The organism is Streptomyces sp. NPDC051555 (assembly GCF_044454405.1).
Classification (GTDB): domain Bacteria; phylum Actinomycetota; class Actinomycetes; order Streptomycetales; family Streptomycetaceae; genus Streptomyces.
Genome location: NZ_JBITDP010000001.1, coordinates 232,577 through 253,659, shown reverse-complemented (window position 1 = coordinate 253,659; position 21,083 = coordinate 232,577). Strand labels below are relative to the sequence as shown.

19 protein-coding genes are annotated in these 21,083 nt (G+C 75.1%); 11 read left to right on the top strand and 8 right to left on the bottom strand.

What is annotated here, in order from left to right; genetic code table 11:
* Window positions 1–3 precede the first annotated feature (3 nt).
* The 6 genes from ACIBEA_RS01040 to ACIBEA_RS01015 are packed head-to-tail and all read left to right on the top strand — an operon-like array spanning window position 4 to window position 7,679.
* Complete coding sequence (locus ACIBEA_RS01040) at window positions 4–822, top strand: alpha/beta fold hydrolase (RefSeq protein ID WP_399256537.1); 819 nt, start codon at window positions 4–6, stop codon at window positions 820–822.
* On the top strand, window positions 819–2,084 hold the full coding sequence (locus tag ACIBEA_RS01035) for a glycosyltransferase (RefSeq protein ID WP_399256535.1): 1,266 nt from the start codon (window positions 819–821) through the stop codon (window positions 2,082–2,084). The genes ACIBEA_RS01040 and ACIBEA_RS01035 overlap by 4 nt, the downstream gene beginning before the upstream one ends.
* Entirely contained in the window at window positions 2,081–4,069 is a 1,989-nt protein-coding gene (locus ACIBEA_RS01030; protein ID WP_399256533.1) for a class I SAM-dependent methyltransferase, read from the top strand. The genes ACIBEA_RS01035 and ACIBEA_RS01030 overlap by 4 nt, the downstream gene beginning before the upstream one ends.
* Window positions 4,066–4,986 (top strand): galactokinase, encoded by a 921-nt coding sequence (locus tag ACIBEA_RS01025; RefSeq protein ID WP_399256531.1) that lies wholly within the window; start codon window positions 4,066–4,068, stop codon window positions 4,984–4,986. Before ACIBEA_RS01030 ends, ACIBEA_RS01025 begins: the two co-directional genes overlap by 4 nt.
* A gap of 50 nt (window positions 4,987–5,036) precedes the next feature.
* The gene (locus ACIBEA_RS01020) at window positions 5,037–6,320 is read left to right on the top strand and encodes an alkaline phosphatase family protein (RefSeq protein WP_399256530.1); all 1,284 of its coding nucleotides are present in this window, start codon (window positions 5,037–5,039) and stop codon (window positions 6,318–6,320) included.
* A gap of 9 nt (window positions 6,321–6,329) precedes the next feature.
* Complete coding sequence (locus ACIBEA_RS01015; RefSeq protein WP_399256528.1) at window positions 6,330–7,679, top strand: MFS transporter; 1,350 nt, start codon at window positions 6,330–6,332, stop codon at window positions 7,677–7,679.
* Here the strand turns inward: ACIBEA_RS01015 and ACIBEA_RS01010 are convergent.
* A complete protein-coding gene (locus ACIBEA_RS01010; RefSeq protein WP_399256526.1) occupies window positions 7,664–8,443 on the bottom strand; it encodes a hypothetical protein in 780 nt (259 codons plus the stop codon). The genes ACIBEA_RS01015 and ACIBEA_RS01010 overlap by 16 nt on opposite strands.
* Window positions 8,444–8,562: 119 nt before the next feature.
* On the opposite strand from ACIBEA_RS01010, the gene ACIBEA_RS01005 reads away from it, so the two are divergent.
* From ACIBEA_RS01005 to ACIBEA_RS00995, 3 genes are all read left to right on the top strand, one after another.
* On the top strand, window positions 8,563–9,006 hold the full coding sequence (locus ACIBEA_RS01005; RefSeq protein ID WP_399256524.1) for a MarR family winged helix-turn-helix transcriptional regulator: 444 nt from the start codon (window positions 8,563–8,565) through the stop codon (window positions 9,004–9,006).
* A 73-nt stretch (window positions 9,007–9,079) separates the two neighbouring features.
* Complete coding sequence (locus ACIBEA_RS01000) at window positions 9,080–9,655, top strand: hydrolase (RefSeq protein WP_399256522.1); 576 nt, start codon at window positions 9,080–9,082, stop codon at window positions 9,653–9,655.
* A gap of 65 nt (window positions 9,656–9,720) precedes the next feature.
* Window positions 9,721–10,671 carry an SDR family oxidoreductase gene (locus tag ACIBEA_RS00995; RefSeq protein ID WP_399256520.1) on the top strand — a complete coding sequence of 317 codons (951 nt, stop codon included), beginning with the start codon at window positions 9,721–9,723 and terminating at the stop codon, window positions 10,669–10,671.
* 10 nt (window positions 10,672–10,681) lie between these two features.
* On the opposite strand, the gene ACIBEA_RS00990 is transcribed toward ACIBEA_RS00995, so the two are convergent.
* Window positions 10,682–11,734 (bottom strand): enoyl-CoA hydratase/isomerase family protein, encoded by a 1,053-nt coding sequence (locus ACIBEA_RS00990; RefSeq protein WP_399256518.1) that lies wholly within the window; start codon window positions 11,732–11,734, stop codon window positions 10,682–10,684.
* 127 nt (window positions 11,735–11,861) lie between these two features.
* Window positions 11,862–12,215 carry a hypothetical protein gene (locus ACIBEA_RS00985; protein ID WP_399256516.1) on the bottom strand — a complete coding sequence of 118 codons (354 nt, stop codon included), beginning with the start codon at window positions 12,213–12,215 and terminating at the stop codon, window positions 11,862–11,864.
* Window positions 12,216–12,554: 339 nt separating this feature from the next.
* Between ACIBEA_RS00985 and ACIBEA_RS00980 the strand changes: the two genes are divergently transcribed.
* Window positions 12,555–14,108: an alpha/beta fold hydrolase gene (locus ACIBEA_RS00980; protein WP_399256514.1), complete on the top strand. Its 1,554-nt coding sequence runs from the start codon at window positions 12,555–12,557 to the stop codon at window positions 14,106–14,108.
* 247 nt (window positions 14,109–14,355) lie between these two features.
* Here the strand turns inward: ACIBEA_RS00980 and ACIBEA_RS00975 are convergent, their stop codons facing one another.
* The 3 genes from ACIBEA_RS00975 to ACIBEA_RS00965 all read right to left on the bottom strand — a co-directional run bounded on the left by ACIBEA_RS00975 (window position 14,356) and on the right by ACIBEA_RS00965 (window position 17,686).
* Complete coding sequence (locus ACIBEA_RS00975; protein ID WP_385782027.1) at window positions 14,356–14,478, bottom strand: ALQxL family class IV lanthipeptide; 123 nt, start codon at window positions 14,476–14,478, stop codon at window positions 14,356–14,358.
* A gap of 73 nt (window positions 14,479–14,551) precedes the next feature.
* Window positions 14,552–17,443, bottom strand: a complete 2,892-nt coding sequence (gene lanL, locus ACIBEA_RS00970; protein ID WP_399256512.1) for a class IV lanthionine synthetase LanL — start codon at window positions 17,441–17,443, stop codon at window positions 14,552–14,554.
* 51 nt (window positions 17,444–17,494) lie between these two features.
* Window positions 17,495–17,686: a hypothetical protein gene (locus ACIBEA_RS00965; protein WP_399256510.1), complete on the bottom strand. Its 192-nt coding sequence runs from the start codon at window positions 17,684–17,686 to the stop codon at window positions 17,495–17,497.
* A 226-nt stretch (window positions 17,687–17,912) separates the two neighbouring features.
* On the opposite strand from ACIBEA_RS00965, the gene ACIBEA_RS00960 reads away from it, so the two are divergent.
* Complete coding sequence (locus tag ACIBEA_RS00960) at window positions 17,913–18,944, top strand: hypothetical protein (RefSeq protein WP_399256509.1); 1,032 nt, start codon at window positions 17,913–17,915, stop codon at window positions 18,942–18,944.
* A gap of 39 nt (window positions 18,945–18,983) precedes the next feature.
* Here the strand turns inward: ACIBEA_RS00960 and ACIBEA_RS00955 are convergent, their stop codons facing one another.
* Entirely contained in the window at window positions 18,984–19,886 is a 903-nt protein-coding gene (locus ACIBEA_RS00955; protein WP_399256507.1) for a hypothetical protein, read from the bottom strand.
* Window positions 19,887–20,005: 119 nt separating this feature from the next.
* A complete protein-coding gene (locus ACIBEA_RS00950; protein ID WP_399256505.1) occupies window positions 20,006–20,965 on the bottom strand; it encodes a GNAT family N-acetyltransferase in 960 nt (319 codons plus the stop codon).
* Window positions 20,966–21,083: the final 118 nt, after the last annotated feature.

Here is a 21,083-nt window from a genome sequence, read left to right as displayed (position 1 = left end):
GCCGTGGCACACGTCCTCGCCGATGCCGTCGACTTCCACGTCCAGCGACTGCCCGCCGCGGGCGCCGACGACCCGGACCGGCCCGTGGTCGTCTTCCTGCACGGGCTGGTCGTCGACAACCTCTCCTCCTTCTACTGCCCGCTCGCCGTGCCCGTCGCCCGCTCCGGCCACGAGGTGGTCCTCTACGACCTGCGCGGCCACGGCCGCACCGGGCGGCCGACCTCGGGGTACGACAGCGGTACGGCCGTGCGCGACCTGGTCGCCCTGCTCGGCGCCCTCGGTCTGGCGCACCGATCCGTCCACCTGGTCGGCAACAGTTACGGCGGCACGCTGGCCGTGCACGCCGCGCTCGCCAGGCCCGACCTCGTCGCGGGTCTCACCCTGCTCGAACCGCCGCTGAGCGGCGCCTGGGTGGAGAACATGGTGGACACGCTGTCGGCCGCCGCGCTGAGCCTGGAGGACAGCGAAGTGCCCGCCCAGCTGCGGGCGCTGCGGCTGCGCAAGGCGGCCGCCCTCACCTCGATCGCCGATGAACTCCTCAACCGCACCACGTTGATCGACGACGTCGCGGCGGGGCGGGTGTTCACCCCGGCCGACTACGCGCGACTGCGCTGCCCGGTGCTCGCGGTCTGCGGCGAGCATTCCGAACTGGTCCCGGGCGTCATGGAGTTGGCCGAGCACGCGACGGGCCCCTGCTGCGTCGAGATCCTGCCGGGCCTCGGGCACGACGTGCTCAAGGAGAGCAGCGGGGCCCTGCGCAAGTCCGTACTCGCCCACCTCGACGAGGTCGCGGCGCTCCGGACGGGAGCCCTGGTCCGATGAGGGTGCTCTTCGTGGTTCCGCCGCTGGCGGGGCACGTCAATCCGACGGCCGCCGTCGGCGCCGAGCTCGCTGCCCGCGGGCACGAGGTCGCCTGGACGGGTCCGGGCGCGGCGCTGGCCGCCCTGTTGCCCGATCGTGCCCGCATCCTGCCCGCCGGGGACGCGGTCCCGTCCGGGTCGGGCTCCGCGGGCGGTGGCGGGTACGCCGATCTGCACGAGCGCTGGCGCGACCTGCGCGGGGTCGGCGCGCTGCGCTTCCTCTGGGAGGAGGCCCTGGTGCCGTTGGCCCGGGCGATGGCGCCGGGGGTGGCGCGGGCGGTCCGCGGCTTCCGCCCGGACCTGCTGGTCGCCGACCAACAAGCGCTGGCCGGACCGGTGGTGGCGCACCGGCTGGGCGTTCCCTGGGTCACCTCGGCCAGTACGTCGGCCGAGTTCGCCCGCCCCTTCGAGGGGTTCCCGCGGGTCGGCGAGTGGGTGGCGCAGCAGATCGCGGGCCTGCTGGCCGAGCTGGGGGCCGGCCCAGGGACGGGCGGGGGTGCCCCCGGCGGCGACGGGTCGACCGGCTGGGACCCGCGCTTCTCCGACCGGCTCGTCCTGGTCTTCTCCACACCGGAACTCGTCGGTGCGCAGGACGGTTTCCCCGCGCACTACGCCTTCGTCGGACCGGCCTTCGGGGCGCGTCCGGCCGGGCCCGACTTCCCCTGGCGGCGACTGGACCCGGACCGGCGGCGCGTCCTGGTGTCCCTCGGGACGCTCAACGGCGCAGCGGGCGCCCGGTTCTACGCCGCCGTGCTGGGCGCGGCCGAGCGGCTGGGCGGCTCGGTGCAGCTGGTCCTGGCCGCGCCCGCCGACCTGGTGGGACGACTGCCCGGGCAGGCGCGCCCACAAGCTCTGGACGAGGCGCTGCCGTTCGACACCGTGCTGCTCCAGGAGCGGGTCCCGCAGCTGGAGTTGCTGCCGCACCTGGACGCGGTGGTCTGCCACGCGGGTCACAACACCGTCTGCGAGGCCCTCGCGCACGGACTGCCCCTGGTGGTCGCGCCGATCCGGGACGACCAGCCGATCGTGGCCCGCCAGGTCACCGACGCGGGCGCCGGGGTGCGGGTGCGGTTCGGCCGGGCCCGGGCCGAGGAAGTGCGCGACGCCCTGACGGCCGTGCTGGACGAACCCGGCCCGCGCCGGGCCGCCCGGCGCATCCAGGCCTCCTTCGCCGCGGCGGGCGGAGCCGCCGCCGCGGCCGACCGGTTGGAGAAGACGCTGTGAACGACGCTGCGAAGCGCGCCATGAAGCCGATCGTCACGCCCCGCTCCGCGGCCCGCTCGGCGGACCGCGCGGCGGCCGCCGTGCCATGGGTCGGCGCCCTGCTGATCGCCGCCCTCGGCGCGGGCACCGTGCGCGCCCGCCGCCGGCTCGGATCGATCCCCGTCCTGGCCGGAGGCCCGGCCGCGGTAGGGGTTCCGCGGCCCGCCGGATGGCGGCTGTTCACGGCGCTCGGGGTCGAGCCCGACTCCGCCACCTTCCTCAGCGCCTGCGCCCACGCCGAGCGGGAGGGGCTGCGCGTCCTGGACCTGCTCCCGGGCGACCTGGGCGCCGAATCCGCCCTGGGCCTCCTGCGGCTGGTGGACCCGGCCGGGTACCGGGGCGACCGGCTCGCGCGGGGGCGCGGGGCCGGCTACGCCGTCCTGGTCGCCGAGGAGGTGCTCGCCCGGGCCGGGCTCGACCTGGACCCGGCGGCGGGTGCCGACCCGGCACGGCTGATCACCCTCGTCCGCACACTCAAGGAGTACGCCCCGGACGCCACCTCGATGGCGGTCGCCCCGGGCCTGTCCTGCGGTCCGGGGCCACGGCGGGCCGGCGCCGCCGAGCTGCGCGCCCACGGGCTGGCGCCGGGACCGCTGGCCGCGGCGCAGTGCGCCGGGCTGGCCCTGCTCGCCTGGGCGTCGCTGCGCCGGGGCCCGTGGGGCAAGGTGGCGGCGGGGCTGTACTGGCTCCAGCCCTACGCCGTCCTGGGCGGCCCGGCCGGACCCCTGCGGCCCGCTTCGCTGGCCCGGGACACCGCCGCCCGGCCACTGCGCTCGCTCGACGCCGCCCTGCGCACCGCCATCGCCGCCGCGGCCACCACGCGCACCACGGCCTCCAGCGAGGCCGACGGGGGCCGGGACGGCGAGCACCGCGACCGCAGCGACCGCAGCGACCGCTACGGGCGCGAACTGGCCGCCGGGACCGACCGGTTCCTCGAAGCGCGCCGCGCCGACTGCCCCTGGTGCGGATCGGGGCGGCTCGCCGTCCGGGTCACGGTGCCCGACCTGCTCCAGGGCAAGCCGGGCCGGTTCGTCCTGGAGCAGTGCGGGGACTGCGGTCACGTCTTCCAGAATCCCCGACTGACTCCGGAAGGGCTGGAGTTCTACTACCGGGACTTCTACGACGGCCGGGGCGGCGAGGGCGCGGGCACGGTCTTCGGCAGCATGGGAGGCACCTACCGGGACCGCGCCGACCTGCTGCGCCCGCACGTCGGGGCGGCCGGTCCCGGCTCCTGGCTCGACGTCGGCACCGGGCACGGCCACTTCTGCAACGCGGCGCGGTCGCTCTGGCCGCGGACCCGGTTCGACGGCCTGGACATGGGCGACGGGGTCCGCGAGGCGGAGCGCCGCGGCTGGGTGGACGTCGGATTCCAGGGCCAGTTCCCGGAGTTCGCGGCGAAGCTGGCGGGCCAGTACGAGGTGGTCAGCATGTACCACTACCTGGAGCACACCCGGGACCCCTTCGCCGAGCTCGACGCGGCCCGCGCCGTGCTCGCCCCCGGCGGGCACCTGGCCATCGAACTGCCGGACCCCACCTCCCGGATGGCGCGGCTGCTCGGCCCGGCCTGGCTGCCCTGGTTCCAGCCCCAGCACCAGCACCTGATCCCGGCGGCGAACCTGCGCGGGGCACTGGCCGAGCGGGGGTTCACCGTGCTGGCCGAGGAGCACGGGCCGGCGCACCAGGGCAACGACTTCCTGGGCGCGGTGGCGCTCACGGTGACCCGGCTCGCCCCGGATCCCGACAGCCCCTGGTCGCCCGCCGTCCCGCGGGTCCGGCGGGCCCTGCGCCACGTGGTCCGGGCGGCCGCACTGCCCTGCTTCGCGGGCGCGGCGGTGCTCGACGCGGTCCGCAGCGCCGCCGCCCGGCGCGGCGACGGCGGCAACGCCTATCGGATGCTGGCGCGCAAGGACCACGCCGCGGCCGGAGCCCCGGGAGTCGGGCGATGACCGGCGTGGCGGGTGGGCCGGACCTGGCCCGGAGCGCCACCGCCGACCCGCTGTTCCGCCTCGTCGCCTACGCCCTGGAGGCGGCGCACGGCAGGCCGCCCACCGCCGTGTGGAGCGCCCCGCACGCCTTCCGTCTCGGTGCGTCCGGACTGGTCGCGGCGGCCGGGTGGCCGGTGGCCGCCGCGGCGGCGCCCCGCGAGGACGGCGTCGTACGGCTCAGCTCGCTGAGCCATCCCGCGCACGGCTGCGATCTGCCACTGGCCCTGTCGGGGCCACCGGCCACCGCCCCGGCCTGGGCCGAGCGGCCTTACGCCCTGCTGCGGGCCCTGGCCCTCGCGGGGTACGGGCGCGGCGGGACCGACCTGCACGTGCAGGGCTCGCTCACCGCGGCCGCCGGCCTGGCCGTCGCGGAACCGGCGGACTGCGCGGTCGCACTGGCCGTGGCCGACGCGCACCTGCGGGCCGACCCGACCGCGCGGCCGCCGCGGGCGGGCCTCGGCCGGCTGCTGGCGCGGGCGCTGCCGGACGGGGACGACGCGCTGCGCCGGGCCGTGCTCTTCGCCCGGCCGGGCCACGCCCTGCGGACCGCCGCCGGGCCGGACGCGGGCGGGCCCCCGCGCCACGTCCTCTTCGACCCCGCCGGGTCGGGGACCCGGCTGGTGCTGGTCGCCCTGCGCGGGGCGCCCGCCGATCGGGCGGCGGACCGGGACCGGGCCGCGGCCGGCGCGCGGCGGGCCGGGGCCCTGGACGTCTGGCAGCCGGGCGCCCGCCCGGGGCGGGCGGTGCTGCTGCGGCTGCCCGAGGAGCGCGTGGCGCACGTACGGGCGGCGGTGGCGGCGGAGTTCCGCGCGCGCGACCGGCCCGTGCCGCGGTTCCTGAACATCGCCGTGGCCGGTGCGGCCCGGCGCGAGGAATGACCGGAGCACGAGAGTCACCCGTCACCACCCCTCACGAAGGAGACCCGTCCATGCCCGTACCCCTGCCCGAGACCGTTCCCACGTCCAGACCCGCACCGGGCGGCGCGCCCCGACCCGGGGCCCGGACCGCGCGGGCCCGCTGGTCCGCGCTCGGCGCGGCGTGCGGCGCGCTCGCCCTGCTCGGAGCGTTCACCGTGGCCAACTCGCAGGCCGCCGAGGCGGGTTCCGCCGCCGCTGCCGCGCTCCCCGGCTACGACCACGTGGTGGTCGTCGTCTTCGAGAACAAGCAGTACGGCGACATCATCGGCAACTCCGGCGCGCCCTACATCAACCAGCTGGCGAACGGCGGCGCGAGCCTGACCGGCATGAAGGCGCTGACGCACCCCAGCCAACCGAACTACTTCAACCTCTTCTCCGGGGCCACCCAGGGCATCACCGGCGACAGCTGCTACACCGCGCAGTCGATGACCGCGGCCAACCTGGGCCAGGAGGTCATCGCGGCGGGGAAGACCTTCGCGACGTACAACGAGGACCTGCCCACCGAGGGGTCCACCACCTGTTCGAGCGGGAAGTACGCGCAGAAGCACAACCCGTGGTTCGCGTTCAAGAACGTACCGCTGAACACCGGAAAGACCTGGGCCCAGTTCCCCCAGGGGAACTACGGCGCGCTGCCGCGGCTGTCGTTCGTCGTGCCCAACCTGTGCAACGACATGCACGACTGCGCGGTCGGTACGGGCGACACCTGGACGAAGAACGGGCTGGACGGCTACGCACAGTGGGCCAAGGCCAACAACAGCCTCCTGGTGCTGACCTGGGACGAGGACAACTACCTCGGCTCGAACCAGATCGCGACCGTCTTCTACGGCGCCCAGGTGAAGACGGGCCGGTACGCCACCGCCTACAGCCACCACCACCTCCTGCGCACCCTGGAGGACCTTGCGGGGAGCACCACCCACGCGGGGAACGCCGCCAACGTCCAGCCGATCAGCGAGGTCTTCGCGGCGGGCACCGATCCCACGCCGACGGCGACCCCGACTCCCACGCCCACGCCGACCCCCACCCCCACCTCGGGTGACCTCAAGGTCACCGACCCCGGCCCGCAGAGCTGCAAGTTCAACCAGACCTGCACCCTCCAACTGACCGCCACCGGCGGCCGCACCCCCATCCGCTGGAGCGCCACCGCCCTGCCCTTCGGCCTCACCCTCGACACCACCACCGGCCGCATCACCGGCAAACCCTGGAGCAGCGGAACCACCCAGATCACCGTCACCGCCACCGACACCACCCCCACCAGCGCCACCACCACCTTCCCCCTCACCGTCAACTGGTTCTAGGGAGACCCCGTGTACCTGTCGACCGGCCGCGCGGCGGACGCCGCCCGGGGCCTCCCCGCACCCGTGGCGGCCCGGCGGCGGCGCGTGCCCGCCACCGTCCTCGCGCTCGGCCTGGTCAGCATGATCACGGACGTCTCCGCGGAGATGGTCACCGCCGTCCTGCCGCTGTACCTGGTGGCCGGGCTCGGCATGTCCCCGCTGGCCTTCGGCGCCCTGGACGGCCTGAACCAGGGCGCCACCGCCCTGTTCCGGCTGGCCGGGGGCCGGATCGCCGACCGTACCCGGCGCCGCAAGCTCGTCGCGGGCGCCGGGTACGCCCTCTCCGCGCTGTGCAAGGCGGCCCTGCTCGCCGTCACCACCCCGTGGCAGGTGGCGGCGGTACTGGCCGCCGACCGCACGGGCAAGGGGGTGCGCACGGCTCCGCGCGACGCGCTGATCTCGCTGTCCTGTCCGCCGGGGGAACAGGGCCGGGCCTTCGGCGTGCACCGGGCGATGGACACCGCGGGGGCGCTGCTGGGGCCGCTGGTGGCCTTCGGGGTGCTGTGGCTGGCCGCGGACGGCTACGGGGCCGTCTTCACCGTCAGTTTCTGCGCCGCCGCGCTGGGCGTCGTCCTGCTCGCGCTGTTCGTGCGCGAGAGCCCGGATCCGGCGCCGCGGCTCCCCTCCGGCGCTCCACCGGCCGCGCTGCGGAGCCTGTTGCGGATCCCGGGGCTGCGCCGCCTGTGCGCCGCGGCCGCCCTGCTCGGCCTGTTCACGGTCGGCGACGCCTTCGTGTACCTGCTGCTCCAGCGCGGCCTCGAACTCCCCTACACCTCCTTTCCGTTGCTCGCGGCGGGCACCGCGGGCGCCTTCCTGCTCGGCGCGCTGCCGATGGGGCGGCTGGCCGACCGGGTCGGGCGCCACCGGGTCTTCCTCGGCGGGCACGCGCTGCTGGCGGGGGCCTGCCTGCTCCTGCTCGTGCCCGCTCCGGCGGGGTCACCGGTCGCCGTGGCAGCGCTCGTCGCGGGGGTGCTCGTACTGGTCGGCCTGTTCTACGCGGCGACCGACGGCGTGCTCATGGCCGCCGCCGGTCCCCTCCTGCCGGAGGAGGCCCGCACCACCGGGCTCGCGGCGCTCCAGACCGTACAGGCCCTGGCGCGCTTCGCCGGATCCCTGCTCTTCGGCGGGGCCTGGACCCTCTGGGGACCCGACCCCGCCGTCGGCGCGGCGGCCGCCGCCCTCCTGCTGTCCCTGGTCGCGCTCGGCACCCTCCCGGCGCTCCACCGGGCCCGCTCAGGGCCCGGCGCGACGCCCGGCTCCGGCTCCGGCTCCGGCTCCGGCTCCGGCTCCGGCTCCGGCTCCGGTCAGCGTCCGACGTAGAGCCGGGAGTGGTACCACCCCTCGCTCTCCTTGCCCGTAGGGTCCTCGCCGAGCGCGATGACGGTCTCGACCGCGCGCCGCTGCTCGCCCTCGTCCGTGAAGCGACGCTGCGGGTAGGTGCCGTCGCTGCGCTCGACGGTCAGCCCGTGCTCCTCCAGCCGGGCGACAACGCCCCCGAAGTCGCAGGTGCGCAGCACGAAGGCGGCCACGGGCACCGGGTGGCCGACCGCGGAGAGGAGCCGGCCGAAGGTCCGCTCGGTGAGGAAGGCGACCCCGCCGGTGACGGTGATCAGGCCGACCCCGCCGGCGGCCCGGCTCAGCTCCTCGTCCGGCTCGCCCGTCTCCAGGTCCTCGCAGTAGCCCTCGTCGAGGAGCCCGACGGCGAGCGCGTACGCCACGGCGGGCCGCGACACGTCGATCCCGATGGACCCGGCGGCTTCGGGCAGCCGTCGGGCGGCGTAGAACTCCCGGTCCCACTCGATGAGTTCGCCCGTGCTGAGCTCGGCCGCCTTGGTGGAGGTGTAGCGCTGGTAGAGCTCGTCGAGGGTCACGTCGTGGTTGACCAGTGCCGCGTTGATCCCGTAGGAGCAACAGATGTCGAGCATCACCCGCCCTTCCGGCGGCAGTTCACCGATCAGTTCTCGAAAGACCCGTTGCCCGTGGTGGGGCGCGCGGTAGTCGTACGGGCCCAGTTGGGCGAAGTACCCGCGCGGGTCCGGCAGTCCGTAGACCTCGTCGAAGCTCGTCATGTCCGATGCCGTCATGGCCGAAGGTCTATCCGGCGTACGCCGGGCGCGGAAAGACAGCCGTTCCGGCCACCTGCCCGGCATGAGATCGACAGGCAAACTTGTCAGTTTACCTGTCGATCACCTACGGTTGCGGCATGGCCGACGAACAGCGGGAGCTGCGGGAACTGCGGGAGACCGCCGAGGACCTCCAGCTCGCCGTGCGCATGGTGGTGCGCCAGATGCGGGTCGCGACCTCCGAGGGGTTGTCGTTGTCGCAGGTGGCGGTGCTCAAGCAGCTCGACCGCTGCGGCCCCGCGACCGCCGCCGAGCTGGCCCGGGCCGAACGGATCCGACCGCAGTCGATGATCGCCACGGTCCAGGCGCTGCGCGCGGCCGGCTACGTCGAGCGCAGCGCCGACCCCACCGACGGACGGCGGCAGATCATCGCGCTGACCGAGAGCGGCCGTGACACCGTCCGCGAGCGCAGGGAGGCCGGGTACGAACGCCTCGCCGAACTGCTGGCCGAGCGCCTCAGCGAACCCGAGCGGGCGACCCTGCGCGAGGCGATCGGCCTGCTCAAACGGCTCGCGGAAGGCTGAGCGCCGTCGGCCACCCACCGATCCCCGACCGATCCCCGAACGATCCCCGACCACGAGAAGGAACCGAGACCTCATGAGCGACCTGTTGCTGGACGCGCACACCGCCCTCGTCCTGATCGACCTCCAGCAGGGCATCCTGGCCCTGCCGACCGCACGCCCCTCCGACGAGGTCCTCGCCAGGTCCGTCGAACTCGCCCGGGCCTTCCGCGCCGAGCGGCTCCCGGTGGTCCTGGTCAACGTCGCCTGGTCCGCCGACGGCGGTGATCTGCCGGTCGCCGCGACCGACCGCCCCGGCCCGCTCGCCGCCCCGCCCGCCGCCTTCAGCGAGATCGCCCCCGCGCTCGCCGCCGAGGGCGACATCCGCATCACCAAGCGCCACTGGGGCGCCTTCACCGGCACCGAGCTGGACCTCCAACTGCGCCGTCGCGGGATCAGCCGGATCGTCCTCGCGGGCATCTCCACCAGCATCGGTGTCGAATCCACGGCCCGCGCGGCCTGGGAGAACAGCTACGACGTGGTCTTCGCCGAGGACGCCACCACCGACACGGACGCGGACTCGCACGCGCATTCCTTCGGCAAGATCTTCCCGCGCCTGGGCCGGGTCAGCTCCACCGCCGAGATCATCGAGGCCCTCGGCACCGGCGCCTGAGGCCGCGTACCCGCCGCGCACCCGAGCCGCCCGCCCGACGCGACGCGGCGCCGTAGGCTCCCGGCATGACGGAATCACTGGCTTCACCGCCCGGGCCGCACCCGCCCGGGGCGCTGGCGGGAAGGGTCGCCCTCGTCGCGGGGGCGACCCGGGGCGCGGGTCGTGGCATCGCCGTGGAACTGGGTGCGCGCGGCGCCACCGTGTACATGACGGGGCGCAGCACCCGGGGCAGGCGCTCGGAGTACGACCGGCCCGAGACCATCGAGGAGACCGCCGAGCTGGTCACGGCGGCCGGTGGGAAGGGCATCGCGATCGTCGCGGACCACCTGGTGCCGGAGCAGGTCGAGGCGGTGGTCGGCCGGATCGACGCCGAGCAGGGTCGGCTGGACCTGCTCGTCAACGACATCTGGGGCGCGGAGCGGCTCTTCGAGTGGGAGAGCCCGGTGTGGGAGCACGACCTGGACAAGGGGCTGCGGCTGCTGCGGCTCGCGGTCGAGACCCACGCCGTCACCAGCCACTTCGCGGTGCCGTTGCTACTGCGCGAGCCGGGCGGGCTGGTGGTGGAGATGACGGACGGCACCGCGGAGTACAACGCGAGCCGCTACCGGGTCTCCTTCTTCTACGACCTGGCCAAGTCGTCCGTGCTGCGGATGGCGTTCGCGCTCGGGCACGAGCTGGGGCCGCGCGGGGCGAGCGCGGTGGCGCTCACCCCGGGCTGGATGCGCTCGGAGATCATGCTCGACGCCTTCGAGGTGACGGAGGCGACCTGGCGGGACGCCCTGGTGAAGCAACCCCACTTCGCGATCTCGGAGACCCCGTCGTACGTGGGCCGGGCGGTGGCGGCACTGGCCGGCGACCCCGAGCGGGCGCGCTGGAACGGACAGTCGCTCTCCAGCGGACAGTTGGCCGGGGTGTACGGCTTCACGGACCTCGACGGGAGCCGCCCCGACGCCTGGCGGTACATGGTCGAGGTGCAGGACCCGGGGCGCCCGGCCGACGTCACCGGCTACCGCTGATCGGTACGGCTCACTCGGCGTCGAGGCGCAGTTCACGGTCGGCGCCGAGCGGGGCGAAGTACCGCTCCACCTCCGCGTCGGACACCCCGGCCAGCTCGGCCGGGGACCAGCGGGGCGTGCGGTCCTTGTCGACGACCTGGGCGCGGATGCCCTCCACCAGGTCGGGCGAGCGCAGGGCGACGCAGGACACCCGGAACTCCTGCTCCAGCACCCGCTCCAACGAGCCGAGGGCGCGGGCCCGGCGGACGGCCGCCAGGGTGACCTTGAGCGCGGTCGGGGACTTGGCCAGGATCGTCTCGGCGGTCTGCTTGGCCTGCGGGTCGCCGTGCCCGGCCAGCCGGTCGACGATCGCCAGGACCGTGTCGGCGGCGTAGCAGCGGTCGATCCACTCCCGCTGCCCCGCCAGTTCGCCCTCCGGGGCGGGGACGGCGTACCGGGGCAGTACGTCGGCCACGGGTGCGTCGGCGAGGTCCGCGGCCAGTTCCGGCAACAGGCGGGCGGGAACGAAGTGGTCGGCGAGCCCACACAGCAGGGCGTCGGCCGCGCCGACCGCCGCGCCGGTGAGGGCGAGGTGGGTGCCCAGTTCCCCCGGGGCCCGGGCCAACAGGTGGGTACCGCCGACGTCGGGGACGAAGCCGATGCCGGTCTCGGGCATGGCCACGCGGGAGCGTTCGGTGACGATCCGGACGCTGCCGTGGGCGGAGATCCCGACGCCGCCGCCCATCACGATGCCGTCCATCAGGGCGACGTACGGCTTGGGGTAGCGGGCGATCCGGGCGTTGAGCCGGTACTCGTCGCGCCAGAAGTCCACCGAGGCCGTGCCGCCCGCACGGGCGTCGGCGTGGATCGCCCGGATGTCGCCGCCCGCGCACAGGCCGCGCTCCCCCGCCCCGACGACGAGCACCTGGGTGACCTGAGGGTCGTGCTCCCAGGCGGTGAGCGCGGCGGAGATCCGCAGCACCATGGGGCGGGTGAGGGAGTTGAGGGCTCCGGGTCGGTTGAGGGTGATCCGGCCGGTGCGGCCCTCGGTGGTCACCAGGACCGTGTCGTCCCCGTCGCTCATCGGCGTTCCTTCCCTCATGATCCGAATCGACATTATGTCCGGAGTCGGGGGCGGGAGGCGGAGGCGGTCGGCCGGACCCGTTCCCGCCGCGGAGCCGTGGGCCGCCGCGACGGGTACGGGGATCGGGTCAGCTCGGGCCGTGGAACCACACCGAGCGGACCTTCAGCTGCTCGGTGGCCGGCTTGCCGTGGGCGCGCAGCTTCCACTCCGGGCCCGTGCAGTTGGCGCCCTTGAAGACCGTCACCGGCTCGTCCGTGGCGTTGTGCGGCGTGTGGCCCGGTTCGACCCACTCGCTGCCGACGTAGGGCAGGTTGACGCACGTATCACTGCTCGGGTCGTGCAGGGCGACGGTCAGCACCTGTCCATGGTCATCGGTGAAGGTGTAGCTGAACTGGCCGGTCGCGGCGAAGGCGGAGCCGGGGACGGCGAGGGCGAGCACCAGCCCGGCCAGGCCCGCGGTGACGGCACTGCGAAGCTTCACGGAAGGTCTCCTCAAGATCGGCGAGGGGTTCGAGGCGGACCGTACGCGGCGCCCCGGCAGCGAATCGGTTCTTCCTGCGCCGACCGCCCCGGGTTCCACCGGGACGGGTGAAACCGCACGGCGACGACGGGTGGCGCGCCGTCCCGGGCGGCCCGAGCTGGTAGTCCGGGGAGCACCACCCCCTGGTCACCCCACCAACCACCGCCGGATTCCGGCCGATTGTCCTGATGCGAGCTCGTCCGCACGGCGGATACGGACCGACGCTCCGGGATGATTCGCCCACTCGGCCCGTACGCGAAGGTGGCAGGGAACCGACTCCTCCGAAAGGAACGGCTCCTCGTGCGCACGAACCGCATCGCGCCCCTGCTCGCCGCCGCCGGACTCCTCGCCACCACCGTCCCGCTCCTGTCCGCGACCGGGGCCGCCGCGGCCGACCACCGGCCCGCGCCCCCCTCGTGGCACCGCTGCGCCGCCGACCGTCCGGCCTCCTTCGAGTGCGCGACCATCAAGGTCCCGCTCGACTACGCACGCCCCCGCGGCCCCTCGCTCGACCTCGCGATCTCCCGGGTCCGCAGCGAGAAGCCCGCCGAGCGGCGCGGCGTCCTGCTGCTCAACCCCGGCGGACCGGGCGATCCCGGGCTCGACCTGCCCCTGGGGATCCTCGACGTGCTGCCCCGGGAGGTGCGCGACCAGTACGACCTGATCGGCTTCGACCCGCGCGGCGTCGGCGCCAGCAGTCCGGTCGGTTGCGGGCTGAGCGACGCCGAGCAGGTCGTCGACCGGCCGTACCATCCGGAGACCTTCGCCACCGACGTCGCCTGGGCGCGTACGGTCGCCGACAAGTGCCGGGAGAAGGCGGGGGCGGTGCTGCCGTACCTCACCACCCGCAACACCGCCCGCGACATGGACGCGATCCGCTCGGCCCTGGGCGAGCGGAAGATCTCCTACCTGGGCTACTCGTACGGGACCTACCTCGGCGCGGTGTACACGCAGCTCTTCCCGGCCCGCACCGACCGCTTCGTCCTCGACAGCGGGGTGGACCCGCACCGCGTGTGGCGGGACGCGATCCGGACCTGGGCGACCGAGGCGGAGCCCGCGTTCGCCCGGTGGACCCGGTGGACCGCCGAGCGCGACGCCGAGTACCACCTGGGCGCCTCGCCGGCCGCGGTCTCGCGGACCTTCTGGGACCTGGTGGCGCGGGCCGACCGCGACCCCATCGAATTCCACGGCGAGAAGCTGACCGGCGACACGATCCGGTCCGCCCGCGCGCTGTTCTTCTCCCCGGCCCGAGCCGCTCCCCTGGTCGCCGCGGTCAAGGCGGCGGCCGACGGGACACCGCCGCCCGCGTCCGTCCCCTCCCTGCGGGACGCGCTCGCCGGCGCGCGGTCGGCGGCGGGCGAGCCGGCCTCCGACAACGGCATCGCCGTCTTCTGGTCGGTGATCTGCGGGGACACCGACAGCTGGCCGCGCGACCCCGAGCAGTACCGGCGCGACGCGGTCCGGGACAAGGCCGCGTACCCGCTGTACGGCGACTTCGCGTCCAACATCAAGCCCTGCGCCTTCTGGCAGCGGCCCCGGGAGGCGGTGACCCCGATGCGGACCCGGGCGAACGTGCTGACCGTGCAGAACGAATGGGACTCCCAGACCCCGCTGGTCAGCGGCCAAGGGCTGCACCGGGCGTTGAAGGGCTCGCGGATGGCGCTGGCGCTGGGCGGCGAGGGCCACGGCGTGTACCTGGCCGATCCCGACTCCTGCGTGACCGCGACCGTGACCGGCTACCTGGCCACGGGCCGGCTCCCGGCCCAGGACGTCAGCTGCCGGGCCACCACGCCGCCGCCGGGCGGGCGAGGGGCCGCGCCGCTCCCCCTGCTGCCGGCACCGGACCGCTTCTGACCCCGGGCGGGGTGGGACCCGTACGCGAGGCGGTGGTGCGTCGGGCGCCGTCGGCCGCGTCGGGTCCCGCCCCGTGCCGGATCCACACGTCGGGCTCGACGTGGACCGCGTACCCGTGCGCGGCGTCGCAGCACAACGCAACGCAGCGCAGCGCAGCGGGACAAGTGCCGAGGAGGGGACCAGCCCCCCCGGGCCGGTCCCCTCCTTGTGCGCGGGCTCGGGGCCCGGCCTTCAGTCGTTACCGACTTCAGCAGCCGCTGAAGTGGATGCGGCAGCCGGTGATGAGCGCCGCCGCGTGCTCCTCGCCCAGGTCCTCGGTGGCCAGGTCGGCGGGGAGGACCTGCAGGGCGTCGATGTCGTGCTCCATCATGATGGGCTCCTTCTGTGGGGAGGTGTACCGGTCCGTGCGGACCGGCTACCGGTGGCCGGCGGCCACCGGAAGTTCAGAGGTGGGTGCGCGCACCCTCGGGCAGCCAGGCGCGCGGCCCGCCGGAGCGCATCCGCAGCAGCAGCGAGAGGCTCCCGGCCAATCCGGTGGCGTACTCGGCGAGTACGCCCCTGCGGTTGTCGTCGGGCACCAGCAGCCGGCCGTCGCGCAGGACCGCTTGCGCCGCCAGGTGCTCGACCAGCAGTTCCGCGCCCGCCCGGTGCTCTTCGTCGCCCGTCAGCTCGGCGGCGTCCAGCAGGAACTCGGCGTTGCCCGCCAGCCCGTGGCACGCGGCGGGCGAGTCCCCGAACCGCCCGGCCCGTACGGCGAGGGCCGCGCCCTCGACCAGGCCCCGGGTGACGTCGTCGGTCCCGCCGGTCGCCGACCAGAGCCGGACCAGGAAGGTGCCGACTCCGGAGGAGCCGTTGCACCAGTGTCGGGCGAGGTCCGGCGAACCGGCGAGGTGCCGGGCCCGGTCCACCGGCCACATCGTGCCCGCCGGCCCCTTGCGGGCGGCGGTCGTCACGGTGGTCCCCGCCTCGACGGCCGCCTTCAGGAAGCGGTCCTCACCGGTGGCTTCGGCGGCGAGCAGCAGGAAGGTGGCGACTCCGGCGACGCCGTGGGCGAAGCCGTAGTGCCAGGCTCCCGCCAGCCCGGAGTCGAAGTCCTCCGGCACCGGCCAGAAGATGCCCTCGGGGGTGTGCCGGGCCGCCGTCAGGAGTCCCTCGGCGACCTGGGCGGTCCGCTCCAGGAAGCGCGGGTCGCCGGTGGTGCGCCAGAAGTGCAGCTGGGCCAGGCCGGATCCGGCGGCGCCGTGGCAGACGTCGGGATTGGGCCACTCGACGGGCAGCTTGAGGGCGAGCGCGGACGCCCGCCCGGCCAGGGCCGGGTCGTCCAGCGCCCCCGCGGCGTCGAGCAGCGCCCAGGCGGTGCCGGAGCGGCCGAAGTGCAGTCCGGGCAGGATCCAGGGCAGGGCCTCCTGCCGGTCGGCCGTCCACAGCGCGGCGGTGCGCAGCCCCTCGCGCAGGGTCTCCCGGGTGAGTGCGCCCGGCCCGTCCGGCGCACCGGAGAAGTGGTCGTCCCAGCCGTTCAGGGCCCGGGCGAGTACGGCCACCCCACCGGCCGAACCGTGTTGCACGGCCACCGGGTCGCAGGTCACGCCGAAGGTGTCGGACGGCCAGAGCCGGTCGGCGTCCTGCGTGCCGGCGGTGGCCAGGAGGTGGGCCACGCCGTCGCGCACCAGGCGGGCACGGACGTCCTCGACGGGGGTGCCGGTACGGGTGCCGGTACGGGTGCGGATCGACTCGCCGGCCGGGTGCGCGGCGGGACGGTCCGCCGCGCCGAAGGAACGGGCCGCCTCCAGCGTCCAGCGCTCGGCGGGCTCGTCCCGCATCAGCCCGAGGACCAGCGGGGCGAAGCGGCGCACCGCGCTCTGGTCCCGGGCGAGCAACTCGACGAGGTGCGCGAGGCGTTCCTCGTCGGGCCGGGCGGCCGACGCGGGCCGGTCCGCCGCGAACAGCGGGTCGGCTCCGCTCAGTGCGTGCAGGACGGTCGCGCCCAGGGCGTACAGGTCGACGGCGGGGCCCATCGCGGGCGCCACCTGGGGGGCGGCGCGCAGTTCGGGGGCGGTGTAGCCGGGGGTGGCCCCCAGGACCCAGCGCTCGCCCTCGCGGGCCGCCATCTCCAGGTCGATCAGCAGGAGCCGGCCGTCCGGGGTGACCATGACGTTGTTCGGGTTGAAGTCGTGCAGGGTGACGCCCAGTTCGTGGGCGGCGGCGACCAGTTCGATCAGCTGCCGGACCAGCGAGTCGGCCGTGGCGTCGTCCGGGCAGGCCGCGCCGGTCCGGACGAGGCGCTCGGCGACCGTACGGCGCAGGGTGGCGCCGGGGACGGTCCGCGCCGCCAGGAACACGCTGCCCTGCTGCTCGAACACCTCGGCCAGCCGCGGGACCCGGTCCGGGAAGACCTTGCCGAACCGCTCCAGCAGGGTCGCCTCCCGGCGCAGCAGGTCCCGTACGTCGAGCCCCTCCAGACCGGCGGCCACATGGGGCCGGGCCTGCTTGACGACGACCTGCGCACCGGTCTCGGTGTCCTCGGCCCGGTACACGCCGCCCTTGTTGGAGTGTTGGATGGCGCCGCGCACCAGGTACCGGCCGCCGAGCAGGACCGGCTTGGCGGTGGCGGTGCTGCGGACGGGGGCCGCCGCACGCTCCGGGAAGGGATCGCCCGCCCAAGCGGGCGGGCTGAACCAGGCGTTGCGCTCGTCGGCCACCTTGCGCCCGTCGGGGTCGGTGAGGAGGGTGGCGAAGCAGCCGTCGGCGGTGAGTTCCTGGACTCCGGCGAAGACCCCGAAGCGGTAGGAGACCTGACTGTCCGGCAGGTATCGGCGGTCGGAGAGGACCGCGGGCCCGGGCAACCCCAGGGTGGCCCGGTGGAGTTCCTCGGCGAGCACGCGGAACTGGTCGTCGTCCGAGGGGTACACGGTGATGAACTTGCCGCCCCCGCCCCGGGCGAAGCGCCCCGAGACCAGGGCCGCGACCCGGGCCGGCGTCCCGGCGAACTTGAAGGCGGCGCGGTGGGCCACCAGCACCTCGGCGGCGCGGGCCAGGGCCAGCGGCGCGGCGAGCGGGGTGGCCGAGACGTGCAGCTTCCACCCCTGGGTGCGCCGGACCGGGGCGCCCGGCATCACGTGGCACCAGAACTCACCCGGGGTCACCGCCCAGTCGACCGTCTCCGTGCCCTCGCCGTCGGACCCCGCCGAGCCGCCGTCACCCCGCCGCGCCCGCGGCGCCGACCGGGCGATCACGGCGCGCACCAGGTCGGGCAGGAGCGCGAGGTCCGCCGGACTCTCGGCCCCCTCTCGGGGCCCGTGTCCGGACCGGGAGGGGGTCACAGGCAGGGATGACACGTTCTGGGGCCTTTCACTTCGGGTCGGACGGGAAGGGGATGCCAACTGCCCCTAGTGCTGCGGCGCGATGTAGCCGTCGCCCCAACTCGTGTCCAGGGGCTCGGCCGCGAGCGTGTTCACCGCCGCCGATCCGTACCGGTGCCCCGCGGCGCCGGGTCCGAGCCCGTCCCCCACGGTGAGCGCGGACGCACCGCACGCCAGCAGGACCGTGAGGGCGAGGAAGCAACGGCTGGCTGCGGGCATGGTGCGACTCCTGAGTCGGGAGGTGGTTGCATGGATCGCGAACACCACCGGTGGGGGATTCGCCATGCGATGTCCGCCTGAGGGGGTTTGTGTGGCGGACACCCGAATCTCCTCACGCCACGCCCCGTGGGTCCAGCGCTCCGACCTGGCAATACCCTGCAGGGCACGGAAGTAGCAGGGCCGCATAGGGGGTACGAGCATCGATACCGGGACAGAATTGACCGACTTGCCGCGACTGGACGCGGCTGCCGTGGCCGTTTTCGAACACGTCCTGGCTCGGGGGGCCCTCCCGCGGTACCCGCTCGACGTCCCCTCTGACCTCGGCCTCAGCACGGAGGAGGCCGAGCGGGCGTGCCACACGCTGCTGCGGCTGCGGCTCCTGCGCACGGTCCCGGGAAGCCCCGACGAGCTGATGGCGGTCAGTCCGGACGCCGCCGCGGCGGAGGCGGTCGGTCCGCTGGAGGCCCGGCTCGCGCGCAGCGCCGCGCACGCCCAGTCCGTCCGGGACGACCTGCGTTCCCTTATGCCGCGCTACCGGGCCACCCGGCACGAACAGGGCCGCCGCGAGGGCATCGACTCGCTGCCCGACCTGGCCGCCGTTTCGGCCCTGCTCGCCCAGCACTCGGCGCGGTGCCGGGAGGAGGTCTTCACCATCCAGCCGGGCGGCGGGCGGCCGCCGCACCGGCTGGGAGACGCCATCGAGCGGGACCTGGCGATGCTCGACCGGGGCGTGCGCATGCGCACCCTCTACCAGCATCCGGCCCGCTCCAACCTGGCCACCCAGGGGTACGTGGAGACGCTCACCGCGGCCGGCGCGGAGTACCGCACCGCCGCGGAACTCCCCGACCGGGCGATCGTGTTCGACCGCAGCGTGGCGTTCCTGCCCCGGCGCTCGGACGGCGGGAGCGGCGAGGGGGCCGTGTTGGTCCGGGACCCCGACGTGGTGGCGTACCTGTGCCGGGTCTTCGAGCAGCACTGGTCCGCCGCGGACCCCTTCCTGGGCAGCAGCGGAGCCGCGTACAAGGAGGTCGGCCACAGCCTGCGGCGGACCCTGGTGCGGCTGCTGGTGGAGGGCGCCAAGGACGAGGTGATCGCGCGGCGGATGGGCATGTCGCTGCGCACCTGCCGCCGCCACATCGCGGAGCTGCTGGAGGAACTGGGCGCCGAGAGCCGCTTCCAGGGCGGCGCGCTGGCCGAACGGGCGGGCCTGGCCGCGCCGGACGAGCCCGCTCAGGAGGCCCTCGGCCCGGACGCCTGACCTGCCGCGCGGGCCGCGGTCCGGCCGGCGCCGGCGGTGCTACTTCGCCGACAGCACGATCCGGACCAGGTACGGCAGTACCTCGTTCACCCGGGCGTCGTGGTCCAGCAGCACCGCGACCGGGCTGTGGCCCTCGGAGTGCAGGGCGTCCAGCGGGCGGGACCACTGGGCGCAGGGGGCCGGGCCGGGGGCGTCGCTCTCGCGCTCCCGGCCGACGGCGGGGAAGGCCCGCGGGACCGGGCGGCCGGCCTCGTGGGCCCGGCGGCGCGACAGCGCGCGCTCCACCGCGCCGCGGGCCGCCTCGGCCAGGGTCGCGCCCGTGGCGATGACGGTCTCGCACTCGCCCTCGCGGCCGTCGCCCCCGGGGCGCGGGGCGAGCGCGACGGCGCAGGCGGGCAGGGAGAGCAGTTCGGTCAGGTCGTGCGCGACGGGCTCCCCCTCGGCGTGCACGTCGCGCAGCAGCGCCCGGGGCACCTCGACTCCCCCGCCGCCCAGGCGCAACCGGGGCACCCGGGTCCCGGGTGCTTCCAGGCGGCGCGCGAGGAGGGCCGCGCAGTGCTGGGCGAGACCCTCTTCGAGCGCGCCCACCCAGGTCAGGCCCGCCGCGACGCCCACCGGGGAGCCGGACCCGGCGACGCGCACCCTGCGCAGCCCGCCCGTGGCCAGATCGAGGCCCCAGGCCGTGGGTTCCGCGGACCCGGCGGGGCCGGCGGCCGCCGGGTGCGTCGCCGCGCGGGCGGCGAGGTGGCCCAGTACCGCCTCGATGTCCGTGGTGGCGGCGTCGACCACGCCGGGCAACAGTTCCGGAGCCCGCTCCAGCACCGTGCGCGCGCCGACCGCCGGGCCGCCGGCCCGGGACAGGAAGGCGGCCCGGGCCTCGGCTTCGGTCACGGCGGCGGCATGGGCCGCGGGCCGGTCGGCGGTCAACTCTTCGGTGCTCATCTTCGGTCGTCCCTCTCCACGGCGTTCTTCACGGGGCCCATGGAAGCGAGGGAGGATATTCACCGGATAGACGCACGATCTCGGCCACCCGCTCGCACGGCGGTGGCCGGGCCCGCGTCTCAGTGCGCGGACAGCACCAGACGGCGGGCGTCGTTGCGGTAGCCCACCCGCTCGAAGGCCGCGGCCATCGGCACGTTGGTCAGGTCGGTGTCGGCGCGCACCTTCTCCGGAGCGGTCTCGACCACCAGGATCCGGGTGATCTCGGCGAGGATCTCGTCGGCGTACCCGCGACCCCGGTGTTCGGGGACCACGCCCAGGTATCCGACCACCGGAAAGGCGTGGTTGCGGGAGGGGAGGCCGAAGCCGACGGGCTCGCCCTCGGGCGTACGGGCGACCCGCCACCAGGAGCGGTCCCCCGGCATGGTGTCGCGGTAGAACTCGACGTCCCCACGGGCCTGGGCCTCCGCGCCCATGCTCTCGGCCTCCTTGGTGGAGTCCGTGTCCAGACTGTCCGTCAGGACCCGACGGAACAGGTCGACGAAGACCTCGTCGTCGGGCTCGGCGGCGAAGACCAGGCGCCCGCGGGGCTCCGGAAGACCGAACTGCGGCGTCCATTCGTAGCGCAGCCGCTCCAGCGACACCGGGAGCCCCGCGCGGCGGGCCGCTTCCCGCCGCCAGGTCACGGCCTCGACCACATCGGGCCGTTCGCGCCAGTCACCGGGGAGAGAGAGGTGGTAGTCGGGCGCGGCGTCCGCACCGGAGGCGGCGTAGGCCGCGTGCCCGGCCGCGAGCAACTCGGCCGCCAGTGAGGTGTGTTCGGTGGCGGACCCGGTCGACCGGTCGACGAAGAGGCCGTCCAGGGCGTTCGGCAGGGCGTCGTCCGGGCCGCCCCACCACACCGCGAGGGCGAGCGGTGCGCCGCCCGCACCGTCTTCGGCCACCCAGGTCCACTCGGGGCGGTACTCCCCCGCGGTGAGCCGGGTCGTGTACGTGTCGGCGGTCATCCCGCCCGCCGCGTCCGTGACGATGAGCGGGAGGAGGCGGTCGAGGTCGGACGCGTGGGTGGGGCGGAAGATCACAGTGACTCCGGATCGGTGGGAGGGAGATCGGTGGAGGAGGATCGATGAGGGAGGATCGATGGAGCAAGACCGGTGACCCCCGAGCCTAGGCCGATGGGGCCGTCAGGACGGGGCGGAG

Excerpts from the sequence above, each read along its gene's own strand:
- ACIBEA_RS01035 (WP_399256535.1), top strand. The coding sequence starts at position 819 with ATGAGGGTGCTCTTCGTGGTTCCGCCGCTGGCGGGGCACGTCAATCCG.
- ACIBEA_RS01025 (WP_399256531.1), top strand. The coding sequence starts at position 4,066 with ATGACCGGCGTGGCGGGTGGGCCGGACCTGGCCCGGAGCGCCACCGCC.
- ACIBEA_RS01020 (WP_399256530.1), top strand. The coding sequence starts at position 5,037 with ATGCCCGTACCCCTGCCCGAGACCGTTCCCACGTCCAGACCCGCACCG.
- ACIBEA_RS01010 (WP_399256526.1), bottom strand. The coding sequence starts at position 8,443 with ATGACGGCATCGGACATGACGAGCTTCGACGAGGTCTACGGACTGCCG.
- ACIBEA_RS01005 (WP_399256524.1), top strand. The coding sequence starts at position 8,563 with ATGGCCGACGAACAGCGGGAGCTGCGGGAACTGCGGGAGACCGCCGAG.
- ACIBEA_RS01000 (WP_399256522.1), top strand. The coding sequence starts at position 9,080 with ATGAGCGACCTGTTGCTGGACGCGCACACCGCCCTCGTCCTGATCGAC.
- ACIBEA_RS00995 (WP_399256520.1), top strand. The coding sequence starts at position 9,721 with ATGACGGAATCACTGGCTTCACCGCCCGGGCCGCACCCGCCCGGGGCG.
- ACIBEA_RS00990 (WP_399256518.1), bottom strand. The coding sequence starts at position 11,734 with ATGAGCGACGGGGACGACACGGTCCTGGTGACCACCGAGGGCCGCACC.
- ACIBEA_RS00975 (WP_385782027.1), bottom strand. The coding sequence starts at position 14,478 with ATGATGGAGCACGACATCGACGCCCTGCAGGTCCTCCCCGCCGACCTG.
- ACIBEA_RS00965 (WP_399256510.1), bottom strand. The coding sequence starts at position 17,686 with ATGCCCGCAGCCAGCCGTTGCTTCCTCGCCCTCACGGTCCTGCTGGCG.
- ACIBEA_RS00955 (WP_399256507.1), bottom strand. The coding sequence starts at position 19,886 with ATGAGCACCGAAGAGTTGACCGCCGACCGGCCCGCGGCCCATGCCGCC.